Source organism: Kitasatospora sp. NPDC008115, from assembly GCF_042957205.1.
Lineage (GTDB): Bacteria > Actinomycetota > Actinomycetes > Streptomycetales > Streptomycetaceae > Kitasatospora.
Map to the genome: position 1 here is coordinate 22,745 of NZ_JBIBHU010000024.1, position 17,022 is coordinate 39,766.

Annotated in this window: 14 protein-coding genes; 10 read left to right on the plus strand and 4 right to left on the minus strand. The window is 74.9% G+C overall.

Going from position 1 to position 17,022, the window contains the following annotated elements:
• The first annotated feature begins 104 nt into the window (after positions 1–104).
• The 7 genes from ald to ACFZBX_RS27055 all read left to right on the plus strand — a co-directional run bounded on the left by ald (position 105) and on the right by ACFZBX_RS27055 (position 7,908).
• Positions 105–1,220 carry an alanine dehydrogenase gene (gene ald / locus ACFZBX_RS27025; protein WP_391536374.1) on the plus strand — a complete coding sequence of 372 codons (1,116 nt, stop codon included), beginning with the start codon at positions 105–107 and terminating at the stop codon, positions 1,218–1,220.
• A 474-nt stretch (positions 1,221–1,694) separates the two neighbouring features.
• Complete coding sequence (locus tag ACFZBX_RS27030) at positions 1,695–2,762, plus strand: ParA family protein (RefSeq protein WP_376090262.1); 1,068 nt, start codon at positions 1,695–1,697, stop codon at positions 2,760–2,762.
• Positions 2,759–3,445 carry a hypothetical protein gene (locus ACFZBX_RS27035; protein ID WP_391536375.1) on the plus strand — a complete coding sequence of 229 codons (687 nt, stop codon included), beginning with the start codon at positions 2,759–2,761 and terminating at the stop codon, positions 3,443–3,445. Before ACFZBX_RS27030 ends, ACFZBX_RS27035 begins: the two co-directional genes overlap by 4 nt.
• A 188-nt stretch (positions 3,446–3,633) precedes the next feature.
• Entirely contained in the window at positions 3,634–4,542 is a 909-nt protein-coding gene (locus tag ACFZBX_RS27040) for a segregation and condensation protein A (RefSeq protein WP_391536376.1), read from the plus strand.
• Between the two features lie 266 nt (positions 4,543–4,808).
• Positions 4,809–5,402 carry an SMC-Scp complex subunit ScpB gene (gene scpB / locus ACFZBX_RS27045; RefSeq protein ID WP_391536473.1) on the plus strand — a complete coding sequence of 198 codons (594 nt, stop codon included), beginning with the start codon at positions 4,809–4,811 and terminating at the stop codon, positions 5,400–5,402.
• A gap of 63 nt (positions 5,403–5,465) precedes the next feature.
• The gene (locus ACFZBX_RS27050; protein ID WP_391536377.1) at positions 5,466–6,701 is read left to right on the plus strand and encodes a pseudouridine synthase; all 1,236 of its coding nucleotides are present in this window, start codon (positions 5,466–5,468) and stop codon (positions 6,699–6,701) included.
• Between the two features lie 223 nt (positions 6,702–6,924).
• Positions 6,925–7,908 carry a transcriptional regulator gene (locus ACFZBX_RS27055; RefSeq protein WP_391536378.1) on the plus strand — a complete coding sequence of 328 codons (984 nt, stop codon included), beginning with the start codon at positions 6,925–6,927 and terminating at the stop codon, positions 7,906–7,908.
• 72 nt (positions 7,909–7,980) lie between these two features.
• Here ACFZBX_RS27055 and ACFZBX_RS27060 read toward each other — a convergent pair whose 3' ends face one another.
• From ACFZBX_RS27060 to ACFZBX_RS27070, 3 genes are all read right to left on the minus strand, one after another.
• Positions 7,981–8,343, minus strand: coding sequence for a DUF952 domain-containing protein (locus tag ACFZBX_RS27060; protein ID WP_209415264.1), 363 nt, complete (start codon positions 8,341–8,343; stop codon positions 7,981–7,983).
• Positions 8,344–8,411: 68 nt separating this feature from the next.
• Positions 8,412–9,983, minus strand: a complete 1,572-nt coding sequence (locus ACFZBX_RS27065; RefSeq protein ID WP_391536379.1) for a mucoidy inhibitor MuiA family protein — start codon at positions 9,981–9,983, stop codon at positions 8,412–8,414.
• A gap of 3 nt (positions 9,984–9,986) precedes the next feature.
• Positions 9,987–12,206: a DUF4139 domain-containing protein gene (locus tag ACFZBX_RS27070; protein ID WP_391536380.1), complete on the minus strand. Its 2,220-nt coding sequence runs from the start codon at positions 12,204–12,206 to the stop codon at positions 9,987–9,989.
• A 295-nt stretch (positions 12,207–12,501) separates the two neighbouring features.
• On the opposite strand from ACFZBX_RS27070, the gene ACFZBX_RS27075 reads away from it, so the two are divergent.
• The 3 genes from ACFZBX_RS27075 to der all read left to right on the plus strand — a co-directional run bounded on the left by ACFZBX_RS27075 (position 12,502) and on the right by der (position 16,205).
• Positions 12,502–13,587 carry a prephenate dehydrogenase gene (locus tag ACFZBX_RS27075; RefSeq protein ID WP_391536381.1) on the plus strand — a complete coding sequence of 362 codons (1,086 nt, stop codon included), beginning with the start codon at positions 12,502–12,504 and terminating at the stop codon, positions 13,585–13,587.
• Positions 13,588–13,861: 274 nt separating this feature from the next.
• Positions 13,862–14,611 (plus strand): (d)CMP kinase, encoded by a 750-nt coding sequence (gene cmk, locus ACFZBX_RS27080; protein ID WP_391536382.1) that lies wholly within the window; start codon positions 13,862–13,864, stop codon positions 14,609–14,611.
• A gap of 145 nt (positions 14,612–14,756) precedes the next feature.
• Positions 14,757–16,205: a ribosome biogenesis GTPase Der gene (gene der, locus ACFZBX_RS27085; RefSeq protein ID WP_391536383.1), complete on the plus strand. Its 1,449-nt coding sequence runs from the start codon at positions 14,757–14,759 to the stop codon at positions 16,203–16,205.
• 99 nt (positions 16,206–16,304) lie between these two features.
• Here der and ACFZBX_RS27090 read toward each other — a convergent pair whose 3' ends face one another.
• Complete coding sequence (locus ACFZBX_RS27090) at positions 16,305–16,952, minus strand: hypothetical protein (RefSeq protein ID WP_391536384.1); 648 nt, start codon at positions 16,950–16,952, stop codon at positions 16,305–16,307.
• Between the last annotated feature and the right edge of the window lie 70 nt (positions 16,953–17,022).

Genomic DNA, 17,022 nt, shown 5'->3' on the forward strand with positions numbered 1-17,022 from the left:
CGCAGCGATCCATGCCCCGGTGTCTTCCGGAGGCTTCCCCCCGTGCGCGTCGCCCGCCGGTCTTCTCCGGTAGGGACCCCCATGGCAAGAGGACGTGTTTAGCCGTGAAGGTCGGCATCCCCCGCGAGGTCAAGAACCACGAGTACCGCGTGGCCATCACGCCTGCCGGTGTGCATGAGCTGGTCCGCAACGGACACGAGGTCTACATCGAGGACAACGCCGGTGTCGGCTCCTCGATCCCGAACGAGGAGTACGTGGCCGCCGGCGCCACCATCCTCCCCACCGCCGACGAGGTGTGGGCCACCGCCGACCTGGTGCTGAAGGTCAAGGAGCCCATCGCGGAGGAGTACCACCGCCTGCGCAAGGGCCAGACCCTCTTCACCTACCTCCACCTGGCGGCCGACCGCCCCGGCACCGACGCGCTGCTCGCCTCCGGCACCACCGCCATCGCGTACGAGACCGTGCAGCTCGCCAACGGCGCCCTGCCGCTGCTCGCCCCGATGTCCGAGGTCGCGGGCCGCCTGGCCCCGCAGGTCGGCTCGTACCACCTGATGCGCCCGGCCGGCGGCCGCGGCACCCTGCCCGGCGGCGTGCCCGGCACCCACCCGGCCAAGGCCGTCGTCATCGGCGGCGGCGTCTCCGGCTGGCACGCGGCCACCATCGCCATCGGCATGGGCTACGAGGTGACCCTGCTGGACCGCGACATCAACAAGCTGCGCGAGGCCGACAAGATCTTCGGCACGAAGATCAAGGCCATCATGTCCAACGCCTTCGAGCTGGAGAAGGCCGTCGTCGAGGCCGACCTGGTCATCGGCGCCGTGCTGATCCCGGGCGCCAAGGCCCCGAAGCTCGTCACCAACGAGCTGGTCTCCCGCATGAAGCCGGGCTCCGTGCTCGTCGACATCGCCATCGACCAGGGCGGCTGCTTCGAGGACTCGCACGCCACCACGCACGCCGAGCCGACCTTCAAGGTCCACAACTCGGTCTTCTACTGCGTGGCCAACATGCCGGGCGCCGTCCCGAACACCTCCACCTACGCGCTGACCAACGCGACGCTGCCGTACGTCGTCGAGCTGGCCAACCGCGGTTGGAAGGAGGCGCTGCGCCGCGACGCCGCGCTGGCCAAGGGCCTGAACGTGCACGAGGGCCAGATCACCTTCGCCGCCGTCGCCGAGGCGTTCGGCCTGGAGTCGGTCTCCCTGGAGTCCGTGCTCGCCTGAGTGTGACGTGTGTTGCCCCCGGCCCGGTGTGTTCCGGGCCGGGGGCTTCGCCGTGCCCGTGCACGGGCGGTCACCGGGCGTCCCCGGCCGCTGTGTGAACACGTGGTGAATCCGGTGATGACAACGGGGACGGCGGGGGCGGGTCGCTCTGTCGTCAATTTCCGTCGGTCGTCTCACCCGACCCCGGAAACCCTGGAGTCAGGGGCCCTCGTATCCCTTGACAGAGGGTTGCCCGATCGTCGACACATCCTGCCCACTACCGTGGATTGTGTTGCTGCGAACGCCTTGAACGGCCTAGAGTCGCAAACCGTCGGCATGCTGCCACGCTGACGAATCGACATAGAGTCCTGGATGCCCAAGGAGGTAAGACGACTTGTGAATGAGTCGACATTTGCTCCCGGGGGTGGTCAGCCAGGACTGGCGGCGCACACCGCCGGCCAGCCGAGTGAGGAGCCCGGGGCCAGGCAGCCCTCCGTGGGCTCGGCCGAGGTCGGCTCGGTCGCTCTCCGTACTTTCGAAGCACGCCAGAACACAGCACAGGTGACCACGGTGACCGACTACGACGCCGAACTGCCGGCCCACGGCCTGGCCTACGGCGAGTTCGCCTACGGCGCCTACGACGACCCCGACGCCGAGTACGAGCCGGACCCGGAGTACGCGGCCACCCTCGCCCCCGACGCCGCCCGCCAGCGCCGCGAGCGGATCGGCCCGACCGGGCGCCCCCAGCCCTACTTCCCGATCCCCGCGCCGGTGGCCGAGCACGGCCCGGCGCAGATCATCGCGATGTGCAACCAGAAGGGCGGCGTCGGCAAGACCACGTCGACCATCAACCTGGGCGCGGCGCTGGCCGAGTACGGCCGCCGCGTGCTGCTCGTCGACTTCGACCCCCAGGGCGCCCTCTCCGTCGGCCTCGGCGTCAACCCGATGGAACTCGACGTCACCGTCTACAACCTGCTGATGGAGCGCGGGCTGACGGCCGATGAGGTGCTGCTGAAGACGGCCGTGCCGGGCATGGACCTGCTGCCGTCCAACATCGACCTCTCCGCCGCCGAGGTGCAGCTGGTCAGCGAGGTGGCCCGGGAGTCCGCGCTGGCGCGCGCCCTGAAGCCGCTGCTGCCCGACTACGACTACGTCATCATCGACTGCCAGCCCTCGCTGGGCCTGCTGACGGTCAACGCGCTGACGGCCGCTCACAGCGTCATCGTGCCGCTGGAGTGCGAGTTCTTCGCGCTGCGCGGCGTCGCGCTGCTCACCGAGACCATCGAGAAGGTCTGCGAGCGGCTCAACCCCGAGCTGCGGCTGGACGGCATCCTCGCCACCATGTACGACTCGCGCACCGTGCACAGCCGCGAGGTGCTGGCGCGCGTCGTCGAGGCGTTCGGCGACCACGTCTTCCACACCGTCATCGGGCGGACCGTGCGCTTCCCGGAGACCACCGTCGCCGGCGAACCGATCACGACGTACGCGACCAATTCGGTCGGTGCCGCCGCCTACCGCCAGCTCGCCAGGGAGGTGCTCGACCGGTGCCGCCCCGCCGAGTGAGTCTCCCGGGTGCCGACGAGCTGTTCCGGACCACCGGCGGGATGGCGCTGTCGCCGTCCCTCGCGTCGCGTTCGGCCGCCGAGGCGCCCAGACCGGAGACCGCGCGGCCGGTCAACGGCGTCGGTGACGCGGACGGCGCCGAGGGCGTCGACGGCGCCGGTGCCGGTCCGGCCGGCGGCGAGGGCCCGGAGCACACCGAGGGCGGCGCCGACGCGGCCGGGGACCAGGCGGGCGCCAGGCGCGCGCCGCGCCGCACGATCGGCGCCCAGGGCCCGGCCACCGTGCCCGCCCCCGCGCAGCCGGGCGGCCAGGGTGCCGCCGGGCCGGGCAGCGGCACGACGGCGGCCGCCAAGGCCGGACAGGGCGGCCGTGCCGCCGCCCCGGCGCCGCGCCAGCACGCGGGTGCGGCCGAGGACCAGACGGGCGCCGCCGGGCGGCCCCGTCCGCGCGGGCGCGCCCCGCGCCGTCCCAGCGGGCGTGAGCGGCACGACGAGAAGATCACCGTGTACGTGTCCGCCGAGGAGCTGATGGACCTCGAACACGCCCGGCTGGTGCTCCGCGGCGAGCACGGCCTGGCGGTCGACCGCGGCCGGATCGTCCGGGAGGCCATCGCGGTGGTGCTGGCGGACCTGGAGCAGCGTGGCGAGGCGAGCATCCTGGTGCGGCGGCTGCGCGGACGCTGAGCGTCGGCCGCGCGCGTGCTGAGCGCGTTCCTCGGGGCCGCGGGGGGTCCGGGGTCGTTCGGTGCCGTGCGGGTCGTCCGGTGCCACGCGGTGTTGTCGTGCGGTGGGGCCGCCGGGTCCGGAAGGTCCGGCGTGTCGGCGGGCCCCGGTGCGGGGCGGGCGGCGGGCGCGGGCGAAGATGGACCGTCATGCCGAGTACGCCCGAGAGCCCCGTCGTCGCCCAGGCCGCCGCTGGAGCGGCCGGGCCGGGTGCGCCGGAGGACGGGCCGCAGGGCGGCTTCCGGGTCCGGCTGGACAACTTCGAGGGCCCGTTCGACCTGCTGCTCAGCCTGATCGCCAAGCACCGGATGGACGTCACCGAGGTCGCGCTGGCCACGGTCACCGACGACTTCATGGCACACATCCGCGCCATGGGCCCCGACTGGGACCTCGATGCGGCGACCGAGTTCCTGGTCGTCGCCGCCACCCTGCTCGACCTCAAGGCGGCCCGGCTGCTGCCCGCCGCCGAGGTCGAGGACGAGGAGGACCTCGCCCTGCTGGAGGCGCGCGACCTGCTGTTCGCCCGGCTGCTCCAGTACCGGGCGTACAAGCGGGCGGCGGCGCTGTTCGGCGAGCGCTGGGCCGCCGAGCTGCTGCTGCGGCCCCGGACCGTCGGCCTGGAGGCGCGGCACGCCGAGCTGCTGCCCGAGGTCGTGATCGGCGTCGGCGCCGAACGCCTCGCGCAGCTCGCCGCCAGGGCGATGGCGCCGAAGCCCGAGCCGGTCGTCTACGTCGACCACATCCACACCCCGCCGGTCAGCGTGCGCGAGCAGGCGGGCCTGGTGGCCGGGCTGCTGACCGAGCTGGGCGAGGCCACCTTCCAGCGGCTGGTCGCCGACGCGCCGGACACCATGGTGGTGGTCGCCCGCTTCCTGGCGCTGCTGGAGCTGTACCGGGAGCGGGTGCTCGCCTTCGAGCAGCCGGACGCGCTCGGCGAGCTCGTGGTGCGGTGGGTGGCGGAGGCGGACCGGGGCGCGGTCGAGGTGACGGACGAGTTCGACCGGCCGGCCGGAGAGGCCGCGGCGCGGACGGCGAAGGACGAGGAGGACGGGCCATGACGGCCGGGAACGGCGGCAGTGGCGTCGGACGGCCGGCCCGGCGGACGCTCGGGGTGCCGGGACGCCCGCGGGCCGGGGAATGGCTGGAACCGGCGCCGGGCGTGCCGGCGGAGGACCGGTTCGGGCCGGCCCCGCTCGCGGACCCGGCCCCGGCCCCGTTCGCCAGCCCCGAGCCGGAGCCGGGATCGGAGCCGGAGTCGGGATCGGGATCGGAGTCGGAACCGGAGGACGGCCCCGGGCTGCGGGCCGAGCTGGAGGCGATCCTGATGATCGTCGACGAGCCGGCCGCGGAGGCCCACCTGGCCTCCGTGCTGGAGCGGCCCCGCGCGGAGGTGGCGGCGGCGCTGCGCGAGCTGTCCGCCGAGTACACCGCCCAGGGCCGGGGCTTCGACCTGCGGCTGGTGGCCGGCGGCTGGCGGTTCTACAGCCGCGCCGACTGCGCGCCGGCCGTCGACCGCTTCGTCCTGGACGGCCAGCAGGCCCGGCTGACACAGGCGGCACTGGAGACCCTGGCGGTGGTCGCCTATCGGCAACCGGTGTCCAGATCGCGGGTCTCGGCCGTCCGCGGTGTGAACTGTGACGGCGTGATGCGTACCCTGGTACAGCGAGGACTGGTGGAAGAGGCCGGATCCGAGCCTGAAACAGGTGCGATCCTGTATCGGACGACGAACTACTTCCTGGAACGGATGGGGCTCCGCGGCCTGGACGAGCTGCCGGAGCTCGCTCCCTTCCTGCCCGAGGTCGACGACGTGGAAGCGGAGTCCCTGGAGGGCACGATGATCGCGGAGGCGGTCGCCGCCGCTGCCGCGCAGGCCGCGGACGGCAGTGGCGAGGCCGGTCGGGCTGCGCCCGATCGGTAGGGGGCGGTGAGGTCGGCCGAAACGACCGCACAGCCCAGACGGTAACGACGTACGGACACTTTGATGCGTAGCAGTGGCAACGGCAGGAACAGCAGCGGCGGCGGCAGCGGTCGCGGCGGACAGGGCGGGGGCGGCCGGGGCGGCTCCTACGGGGGCGGCTCGGGCCGCGGCGGCTCCGGCTCGCGCGGGGGTTCGTACGGCGGCGGGTCCGGCGGCGGGCGCGGCGGCTCGGCCCCGCGCGGCGGCTCGGGCTCGTACGGCCGGGACGACCGGCGCGACAGCCGGCGGGACGACCGCCGGGACGACCGGCGCTACCCGGACCGCCCGCTGCGGCCCGAGGAGCGCAAGTACGACCGCCCCGAGTACGGCGGCGGCCCCAACGCCACCCCGGCCCGCGGCGGCTACTCCGGGCGCCGGCCCGGCCCGGCCCCGCGCCCGCGCCGCGAGGGCCAGGGCGCCCCTGGCGACCCGCGCCGCCAGCCGCAGCGCTCGCGCGAGCTCCAGGCCCGGATCGAGGACGCGGTGCTGGCCCGGCACGACAAGCCGGCCGTGAAGCTCCCGAAGACCTTCGGCGAGCCCGAGGGCGAGCGCCTGCAGAAGGTGCTGGCCCGGGCCGGCGTCGGCAGCCGGCGCGCCTGCGAGGAGCTGATCGAGCAGGGCCGGGTCGAGGTCAACGGCAAGCGGGTCACCGAGCAGGGCAAGCGGGTCGACCCGCAGAAGGACGAGATCAAGGTGGACGGCCTGACCGTCGCCACCCAGTCCTACCTGTTCTTCGCGCTGAACAAGCCGGCCGGCGTGGTCTCCACCATGGAGGACCCGGACGGCCGCCAGTGCCTCGGCGACTACGTGACCAACCGGGAGACCCGGCTGTTCCACGTCGGCCGCCTGGACACCGAGACCGAGGGCATCATCCTGCTCACCAACCACGGCGAGCTGGCCCACCGTCTCACCCACCCCCGCTACGGCGTGACCAAGACCTACCTGGCCGCCATCCAGGGCCCGATCCCGCGCGACCTCGGCAAGCAGCTCGCCAAGGGTATCGAGCTGGAGGACGGCTACGCCCGCGCCGACAGCTTCAAGGTCGTCTCCAACGTCGGCAAGAACTACCTGGTCGAGGTGACCCTGCACGAGGGCCGCAAGCACATCGTCCGCCGGATGCTGGCCGAGGCCGGCTTCCCGGTCGAGAAGCTGGTGCGCACCCACTTCGGTCCCATCGCGCTCGGCGACCAGAAGTCCGGCTGGCTGCGCCGGCTGACCAACCCCGAGGTCGGCCAGCTGATGCGCGAGGTCGGCCTGTGACGGACACCGGTCCGTAACGGACGGTCCCGCGAGGGCCTCCCCGCCACACGGCGGGGAGGCCCTCCGTCGTTCGGCGGGTCCTGCTGTGAAGCGGACCGCATCGGTGGTGATCACCTTGTCAGCCCGATGATCCGTGGCCGAGGATTGCCACCTGCCCACGACCCGCCGGGTGGCGGGACTGCGCCACCCGGCGCGGGGCGAGAGGCGAACGGGGAGCGACGCCGTGTCCGATGCACCACTCAGCGCTCTGGGACTGGCCGGACCGGACGGGCGGGTCTACGCGGCGCTGGTGGCCAACCCGCAGTCGACGGCCGAGGACCTCGCCGTGCTCTGCGACCTGACCCTCCAGCAGAGCATGCGGGCCCTGGACCGGCTCGCCCAGCAGGGCATGGCCACCCGCGCCCCGGTGGACCGGCAGCGGTTCCTGCCGGTCGCCCCGGACGTCGCCATCGGCACCCTGATCGGCCACCGGGAGTCCGAGCTGCGGCACGCCAGGGCCGAGATGCACCGGCTGATGGACGCCTTCCGGGAGGCCTCGCGCTACACCGACCCGGCGCACTCGGTCGAGGTGCTGACCGGCGGCGAGGCGATAGCCCAGCGGCTGGAGCACATCACCGGCACCAGCCAGTACCAGATCCGCGGCTTCGACCGCCCGCCGTACATCCAGGACCCGGTGGCCAACATCCCGCTGCAACGGCAGCGGCTGAAGGAGGGCGTGCGGTTTCGCACCATCTACGACCGGGAGGCGGTGGCCTGGCCCGGCCGGCTGGAGAAGAACATCATGGTCGGGGTCGCCGACGGCGAGGAGGCCCGGGTCCGGCCGGTGCTCCCGATGAAGATGATCATGTCGGACGACCGGATGGCGATCATCCCGATCAGCGTCGGCGACAGCGTCCTCGACGCCGCCTACGTCATCCACCCCTCGGCGCTGCTCCAGGCGCTGGACTCGCTGTTCGAGGCGGAGTGGGAGCGCGCCGTCCAGTTGCAGGCCGCGATCGGCGCGGGCGACGGGACGCTGGAGCCGGAGGCCGACCACCGCAAGCTGCTCGGGCTGCTGGCGGCCGGCCTCACCGACGAGTCGATCGCCCGCTCGCTCGGCTGGAGCGCCCGCACCACCCAGCGCCGGCTCCAGTCGCTGATGCGCGAGCTGGGCGCCACCACCCGCTTCCAGGCCGGGATGGCGGCCCGGGAACGGGGCTGGCTGTAGGCGCCCTCCGCGCGGACACCGTCCCCCGCGCGGACACCGCTCGCCGCGGGGACACCGCTCGCCGCGGGGGCGTCAGCTCCACGGGGAGAGCGACGCCCAGCGGCCGTCCGGGCCGCGCTCGACCTTCTCCAGGCCGACCACCGCGGTGCGGTTCAGCCGCCCGTAGATGTGCGGGAACAGCACACCGGGGGTGGCCCCGGGCGGCGGTGCGCCGTGCGGGGCCTCCCACTTGACCATCGGTTCCACCAGCGACTCCTCGATCAGCAGCACCATCAGCGGTTCGCGGGCGTCGGCGAAGAAGGCGTTGGCCACGGCGAGCGCGGTCTGCTCGTCGGCCGAGCAGTGGATGAACCCGTCGGTGAGCAGCGAGGCGGTCGCGTACGGCCGGCCCGGATCGGCCAGCCAGTCGTCCAGGGGGGCTAGGTGCAGGATCATGCTCCTGTTGTACCCGCTCCGGCCGGGCCCGGGCGGGCGCCCGGCCCCGGCGGTTCGCGACGGCGGTCCTAGAGACCGGCCACCTTCCCCGAGGCGGAGACCTCGTACACCAGGGTGAGCGTGCGGCGGGCGCCCGGGCCGAGCGGGACGTCCCAGCGGACGACGCCCTCGGCGTCGAAGGCGTCCGGCGCCGGCGAGCACTCCTCCTTGCGCAGCCGCACCTCCACCGCCGACACCTCGGAGACCGGCACCCGCTCGCGCACCGCGACCAGCTGCTCGTCGTGCTCCTCCGGGCCGGAGAACCGCGACAGGTGCAGCCGCACCGTGCGGGTGGTCACCGAACGCTGGCTCAGCCCGGCGGTGGAGCGGCGCTCGTCGGTCTCGCGCACCACCCGGTAGCCGTCCGAGCTGCCGAAGGACAGCTCCGCGTCGGAGCCCGGCGCCGTGAACGGCAGCCGGCCGCGTCCGGTGAAGCCGCTGCCGCGGACCAGCTCGACCGGCCCGGCCAGCAGCGGATGCCGGGCCGTGTTGCGGAACCGGACCACCTGGGTCACCAGCGGGGACAGCTCCGGCGCGCACGCGTACTCGCTGTGCGCGGCCCCTTCGAAGGAGCCCAGCGGCACCCGGTGCGCCCGCCCGTCGGAGGGCACGGTGGCCGGCGCCGGGGCGGTCAGCACCCGCACCTCGCCGCCGTCGTCGACGCCCGGCAGCGCGCCGTCCGGGCGGAGTTCGGAGATCGTCTCCTCGCGCAGCTCCACCTCGACGGTGCGCCGTTCCTCGGAGGTGCGCTCGCGCAGCGTGAGCACGTCCTCGGCGAGCGCCGGCGGTTCGGTGGCGAGGGCGGAGCGGGCGGTGGAGAAGGTCAGCCGGGCGCCGGTCCACGCCTCGCCGGTGCGCTGCCAGACCACCGCCTCGGACTCCAGCCGCAGCACCCCCTCGGCCAGGGTGGCCCGGTAGGACGGCCGCCAGAGCGCGCACGGCACCAGGTGGCGCACGGTCAGCCGGGCCGGTCCGGCCTCCGTGGCCTCGACGGTCAGGTCGAGGTGGGCGAGCAGTTCGGCCGGCTCCTCCTCGGCCTCCCCGGCGGCGGTGAGCGCCGCCTGGCGCTCCCGCTCCAGCCCGCGCAGCCGGGAGCGGGCGGCGCGCAGCTCCTCGGCGGACCGCTCGCGCTCGGCGTCCACCCGGTTCAGCTCGCGGTGCCAGCGGGTGCGTTCCACCTCGCCGACGCCGGCGCCCTCGCCGACCTCGCGCAGCAGGTCGGCGGAGAGCTGGGCGAGCAGCGCCAGCCGGGCCTCCAGCCGGTCGGCGAGCTGCTCCTCGGCACGCACGCGTTCGTCCAGCGCGTGCAGGCGGTGGCGCAGCGCGGAGTCCTCCGGGCCCGGCGGCAGCGGGGCGCGGGGCGTCCAGACCCGGGTGATCCGGGCGTCCAGGACGCGCACGCCCGGGGTCCCCGACTCGGCGCGCAGGGTGCGGTCGACGGCGAGCGCGGTGAGCGGGCCCAGGCGCAGCCGCTGGACGCCGGCGGCCAGCGCCGCGGTGGCGGTGCGCTCGACCTGGGCGCGGTCCTCCAGACAGGTGACGGCGGTGACGGGCAGCGGCGTCGTGGGAGCCGGGGTGACGGGGAGGGGGGTGGTGCTCATTGTTCAGTTCCTCCGGTTTCCGCCGACGATGGCCTTTCCGGCCGGGATTCTGATCTGGTAGCCGCCGTCCAGCTCGGCCCGTCCGCCCGGCGGCAGCTCGACCCGCCGGAGCCGGGTGCTGGGCGGGCACTCGGTGGACGGTTCGTCCGGCGCCTGCCAGCCGGGGCGTTCCTCGATCCGGATGTCGGCGTCGGAGCTGACCGGCACCCGTTCGCGGACCTCGACGGTGACCGGGCGGCCGAGCCGGTTGGCCAGTTCGACGTGCACCCGGTGGTCGAGCACGGTGCTGCTGTTCAGCATGCCCGCGGTGGACTCGCGCAGCTCGGTACGGCGCGTCACCTCGACCGACTCGGCGACACCGATGCCCAGTCGGCGCACACCGCCGGGGGCGAGGGTGGGCAGGGCGGCGGTGAGCAGGAACTCGTCGTCGACGGTCACCTCGACCGGGCCGGCGAGTACGGCCTGCGCGGTGGCGTTGGTGATCACCAAGGTCGCGTAGACCCGCTCCTCGACCGCGGGCACGGTGACGTACTCGGGACTCACGCTCACCGGGATGCCGCCGATCGTGACGGTGTGCCAGGTGCCGTCGGACGGGAGGTCCGCGGGTGCGGCGGCGTCGAAGCGGTGGTCGAAGGAGCCGGCCGAGACGCGCGGCGGCACGGCGTGGTGCGGCAGCGGGAGGTGGTGCAGGCCGGGGGCCGGGCGGGCGGTGGTGCGCGGGTGGGCCTGGGGGTGCAGGGTGCCGCGGCGGCCGGCGGGGGAGTCCGGGCCGGACAGTTCCAGGGCGGGGTAGTCGAGCAGCCGCTCGTCCGGGACCGGCGGGCCGGGTGGGGGAGTGAACGGGGAAGCGAACGGGGCCGGGGCGGTCGGGGCGGGTACGGCGCCGGGGGCGGGCGGGGGCGCGCCGTAGCGGAGGATCTGCTCGTCGGCCTCCTCGGCCGCGCGGAGGCCGCCGGTGCGGGCGCGGGCGCGGGCCGCCCCGCCCGGGGCCTGGGGGGCCTTGGGGGCGGGGGCGGCGAGCGGTGGCGGCAGCGGGGCGCCGCCGATGCTCGGGCCGACGGCCGCGCTGATGGCCGCGCTGACGGTCGGGTTGATGGGCGCGGCGAGCCGGGGCTCGGCGGCGGGCCCGGAGCCGGCGCCCGCGGCGAGCAGCCGGCGGGGGTCGATCGGTCGGGGGCCGGCCGCGTCGTAGCCGGTGAACAGGTCGGCCAGGCCGGGCGGGGGCTCGCGCCAGCCGGAGGGCGGCGGGGCGGGCTGGCTGCGGCCGATCCGCAGCGAGCGCAGCTTGGGCAGGTCGGTGCGGCGGTCGAGGTCGGCGGTGGAGAGGGCGAGGCGCACGCCGGTCCAGTCCTCGCCCGTCTGCTGGGCGACCGAGGCGCGCAGCAGCAGGTGGCCGGTGTCGGCGCCCTGGCGGTAGGAGAGGCGGTAGGAGGGCACCCAGCGGGCGGCCTGGACGGTGTACTCCAGTTCGATGTCCAGCTCGATGTCCGGCTCGGCGGGGGCGTCCTGCGGGGTGGCGGCGGGGTTCCGGGAGGCGGGGACGGCGAGGGTCAGCAGGGCGGTCGTGGTGGTCTCGACGGTCTCGTGCCACTCCTCGGGGGAGAGGCGGGCGAGCCGGTCGTTCAGCACCGCGGTCTCGTGGGCGGCGAGCTCGATCTCGCGGGCGAGCCGCGCGGCGCGCTCGTGCAGGGCGGTGAGGCGCTCGTCGACGAACTCGGCCAGCTCCAGCCAGGCGTCGGCGGGCGTGCGGCGCAGTGGTTCGTCGCGGCGGCGGGGCGGCGGTACGGCGCGCAGTTCGGAGGTCCTGGCGATGGCGTCCAGGACCAGCTGGTGCCGGTCCCGCAGGGCCTCCCGGTGGTCCTCGGCCGCGTCCAGCCGCCGGCGCAGCTCGGGCAGTTCGGCGGGCTCGCGGAGTTCGGCGACCGCCTCCAGGCGGGCCTCGGTGACGGCGGCGCCGGCCGGGCCGGCGAGCACCCGGGCGCGCAGCGAGCGGGCGTCGAGGGTGTCGGGCAGGCCGGTCAGCCGGAGCCGTCCGCCCGGGGGCAGGACCGCCCGGGCCCGGCGGCGGCAGACCGCGCCGGCCGCGTGGACGACCACGGAGTCCAGCGCCGAGGGGACGGCGGGGACGGTGTGGGCGGGGCTTTCGGTGGTGCCGTTGGTGTTGCCTTTGGTGCCGTCGTCGTTGTGCGGTCGATGCTGGTCGCTGCTGTGTTGATCGTTCACCCGGCCAACCCCTTCGTCGCGTACCGTCGGCGGCCCATCCTGCCGTGCGGGGGCACCCGCGTCGCCGGATTTCCGCGTGCGCGCAGGCCCCGGCGTCGCGGCGGGCGCTCCGGGGTGCGGGCCGCGTGAGGGGGGACGGCCGGGGGCGGTGGCGCGGTTGCGGCCATTGCGGCACGGGCGGCGGTGGTGATGGGGGAGGATGGGTGGCGACCCGTTCCACGCAGTGACCGCCTTCGCGTAGTTCCGTGCCGTTCCGTGTACTTCCGTGCAGTTCCGTGAGGAGAGCCACCCCGCCATGCGCACAGCCGCCGTCGTCGGTACCGGACTCATCGGCACCTCCGCCGCGCTCGCCCTCACCGGACGGGGTCTGACCGTCCATCTGGAGGACGCAGACCCGGACGCCGCCCGCACCGCCGCCTCGCTGGGCGCCGGGACCACCGAGCCCGCCGACGGGCCGGTGGACCTCGCGATCATCGCGGTGCCGCCGGCGCTGGTCGGCAAGGTGCTCGCCGACTGCCAGCGCCGCGGGCTGGCGCGCTGCTACACCGATGTCGCCAGCGTGAAGGCCGGCCCGCGGGCGGAGATCGCCGCGCTGGGCTGCGACACCGCCCACTACATCGGCAGCCACCCGATGGCCGGGCGGGAGCGGTCCGGCCCGCTGGCCGCCCGCGCGGACATCTTCGAGGGCCGGCCGTGGGTGCTCACCCCCACGGCCGACACCGACACCGAGACGCTGAACGCCGTCCTCGAACTGGTCGCGCTCTGCGGGGCCGTGCCGATCGTCATGGACGCCGCGGCCCACGACCGCGCGGTGGCGCTGGTCTCGCACGCCCCTCAGTTGCTCTCCTCGCTGGTCGCCGCCCGCCTGGAGAAGGCCGACGAGACCGCCATAAGGCTCTCGGGCCAGGGCGTGCGGGACGTGACCCGGATCGCCGCCTCCAACCCCGCGATGTGGGTGGACATCCTCTCCGCCAACGCGGGCGCGGTCGCCGACGTGCTGGACGAGGTCGCCACCGACCTCGGCGAGACCGTCACCGCGCTGCGCGCCCTCCAGGCCGCCGAGGACGCCGAGCGGCGCGGCGGCGCGGCGGGCATCGAGGCGGTCATGCGGCGCGGCAACACCGGCCAGGCCCGGATCCCCGGCAAGCACGGCGCGCCGCCCACCCGGTACGAGACGGTCGCCGTCGTCCTCGGCGACCAGCCCGGCGAGCTGGGCCGGCTGTTCGGCGAGGTCGGCGCGGCGGGCGTGAACATCGAGGACGTCGACATCGAGCACTCCACCGGGCAGCAGGTGGGCTTCGTCCAGCTGTCGGTGGCGCCGGGGGCGGTGCGGCCGCTGACGGCGGCGCTGCGGGCGAGCGGGTGGAGTGTGCGGGACTGAGGTCCTGCGGCTTCGGCGGTGCTCGCCGGGCCGGCGGTGCTCGTCGTCCTGGCGGTGCTCGTCGGTCTGGCGGTGCTCGCCGTTCTGGCGGCTTCCCCATGGTGTCTGCGGGGTGCTCGCCGTCCTAGCGGTGTTCGCAGTGCTTCAGGGTGCTCTCGATGAGCGGCGGGACGGGTAGGGGCGGAGCGGGCCGGATACCGGCGGGGCCGGGTCGGGCGGCGGTCCATTAACCTTGTGGGAGACCATCCCCGGCTTCCCCGTGCTTCGGGTTGCCATGCTCAGAGATCAGAGAGAGGTTCGCGCCGTGGACACTGCCGACCGAGCGCACGCCCCGGTCGTCGTCGCCATCGACGGACCTTCCGGCTCCGGCAAGTCGACCGTCTCCCGGGCGGTCGCCGCCCGGCTGGGCCTGAGCTTCCTGGACACCGGTGCCATGTACCGGGCGATGACCTGGTGGATGCTGGCCAACGACGTCGACGTGAACGACCCGGAGGCGGTGGCCGTCGCGTGCGGCAAGCCGGTGATCGTGTCCGGCACGGACGCGGACGGCCCGACCATCACCGTCGACGGCCGGGACGTCGCCGGCCCGATCCGCGGCCCCGAGGTGACCGCGCACGTCAGCGCCGTCGCCGCGGTGCCGGCGGTGCGCGCCCGGCTGGTCGAGCTCCAGCGCGGCTGCGCCGGGGTCGCCGAGCGCGGCATCGTCGCCGAGGGCCGGGACATGGGGAGCGTGGTCTTCCCGGACGCCACCGTCAAGGTCTTCCTGACCGCCTCCGAAACGGCCCGCGCCGAGCGCCGCGCCGCGGAGCTGCGGGCCAAGGGCGTGGACGAGGCGACCATCACCGCGATGGCCGCCGACCTCGCGCGCCGGGACGCCGCGGACTCCTCGCGGGCGACCGCGCCGCTCACCCAGGCCGTGGACGCGGTCCTGGTGGACACCAGCGCGCTCACCCTGGAGCAGGTGATCGACCGGATCACCGCGCTGGTGGCGGAGCGGGCCGGCTCGGCACTCTCGGCCGTCTGAGAACGGCCAGGGCGGTCGGCCGACCGATCATCCGATCAACGGGGTGCCGTGGTGGCACCCTGAACCATTCGCGCTGCCCCGGGAGGGGCAGGTACGCACGGCGCGTCCCTGGGAAGGGCCGGGCCGGGAAACGGACAGTACGAACATGACCGCAGAGCACTCCACCGCCGGGCACGGCGAGCTGGACGCCGCCGACTATGCCGAGTTCATGGCGCTCGCCGCCGAGGAGGGCTTCGACCTCGACGACGTCGACGGCGACGGCGCCCACGCCCCGCTGCCGGTGCTGGCCGTCGTCGGCCGCCCGAACGTGGGCAAGTCGACCCTGGTCAACCGCATCATCGGCCGCCGCGAGGCCGTCGTCGAGGACAAGCCCGGCGTCACCCGCGACCGCGTCACCTACGAGGCCGCCTGGAACGGCCGCCGCTTCAAGGTCGTCGACACCGGCGGCTGGGAGATCGACGTCCTCGGCATCGACGCCATGGTCGCCGCCCAGGCCGAGCTCGGCATCGAGCAGGCCGACGCGGTGCTGTTCGTCGTCGACGCCACCGTGGGTGCCACCGACACCGACGAGGCCCTGATCAAGATCATCCGCCGGGCCGGCAAGCCGACCGTGCTCTGCGCCAACAAGGTCGACGGCCCGTCCACCGAGGCCGAGGCCGCCTACCTCTGGTCGCTCGGCCTCGGCGAGCCGTACCCCGTCTCCGCCCTGCACGGCCGCGGCTCCGGCGACCTGCTGGACGCCGTGATGGCCGCGCTGCCCGAGGCCCCGCCGCAGACCTTCGGCGACGCCGCCCCCGGCGGCCCGCGCCGCATCGCGCTGATCGGCCGGCCGAACGTCGGCAAGTCCAGCCTGCTCAACAAGGTCGCCGGCGAGGAGCGGGTGGTCGTCAACGAGCTGGCCGGCACCACCCGTGACCCGGTCGACGAGATGATCGAGCTCGGCGGCAAGACCTGGAAGTTCGTCGACACCGCCGGCATCCGCCGCCGGGTCCACCTGACCGCCGGCGCCGACTTCTACGCCTCGCTGCGCACCTCCGCCGCGCTGGAGAAGGCCGAGGTCGCGGTCGTCCTGGTGGACGCCAGCGAGACCCTGGCCGAGCAGGACACCCGGATCATCTCGATGGCCGTCGAGGCCGGGCGCGCCGTCGTCATCGCCTACAACAAGTGGGACCAGCTCGACGAGGAGCGCCGCTTCTACCTGGAGCGCGAGATCGAGCGCGACCTCGTCCAGGTGCAGTGGGCCCCGCGGGTGAACGTCTCGGCGAAGACCGGCCGGCACATGGAGAAGCTCGTCCCGGCGATCGAGACCGCGCTGGAGGGCTGGGAGACCCGCATCACGACCGCGCGGCTGAACGCCTTCCTCGGCGAGCTGGTGGCCGCCCACCCGCACCCGATCCGGGGCGGCAAGCAGCCGCGCATCCTGTTCGGCACCCAGGCGGGCGTCCGTCCGCCGCGCTTCGTGCTGTTCGCGTCGGGCTTCCTGGAGGCGGGCTACCGCCGGTTCGTCGAGCGCCGGCTGCGTGAGGAGTTCGGCTTCGTCGGCACGCCGATCTCGATCTCGGTGCGGGTGCGCGAGAAGCGCAAGAAGAAGTAGCGGTCTCCGGCGGTGCGGAAGGGCCCCGTCGGCCGGTCTCGGGACCGGTCGGCGGGGCCCTTCCGTCGTCGCTGCGGCGGGCGCGGCGGGTGCGGCGCTTCAGCGGCGGTCGCCGCCGCCCGGGGGGAGGGAGAGCAGGCTGCGGTGGCGGCCGCCGCTGCTCGTGCCCGCGGGCGGGGCGGGCGCGGGCACCGGGACCGTCACCGGTGCCGGCGCCGGGACGTGCGCGGCCACCGGTGGCGGGGCGGCGCCCAGGTAGCCGGCCGCGACCCAGCCCTGGCCGGTGCCCTCCTGGGCGACGGGCGGGCGGCCGGGGGCGGGGGTGGGGTGGAAGCCGGTGGCGTACGGGCCGGCGCTTTCGTTGGTGTGGCCATGGCCCTGCCCCTGACCCTGCCCCTGGCCCGGGTCGTGGGGGTGGGGGCGTGGGTGGGCCGGGTGGCCGGTGTGGCCGAAGGGGTGGTCGGCCGGGCCGGTGTGCTCGGGGCCGTTCGGCCGGATCGGCATGAACTGCGGGATGCCGACCGCCTGCCCCGCGTACGTCTGGAAGGCCTGGTGCTGCGGCGGGTACGGGCGCGGGTCGATGCGCGCCGGGGCGGCGTCCCGGACGGCGAAGCCGGTGAACCTCAGGTCCTCCTCGCCGGAGCGGTCGCCCGGCAGCGCGCGGAAGAGCCGTCGGTACTCGGAGTACAGCTCGTCGTAGATCGGCGTCGTCGAGTGCGGGTGCTCCGCGTCGTACGACGGGCGCATGCCCGGGATCGAGCGGGAGGCGGGAGTGGGCCGCCGGGGGGAGGCGGGGACGTCGTAGCTGTACACGCAG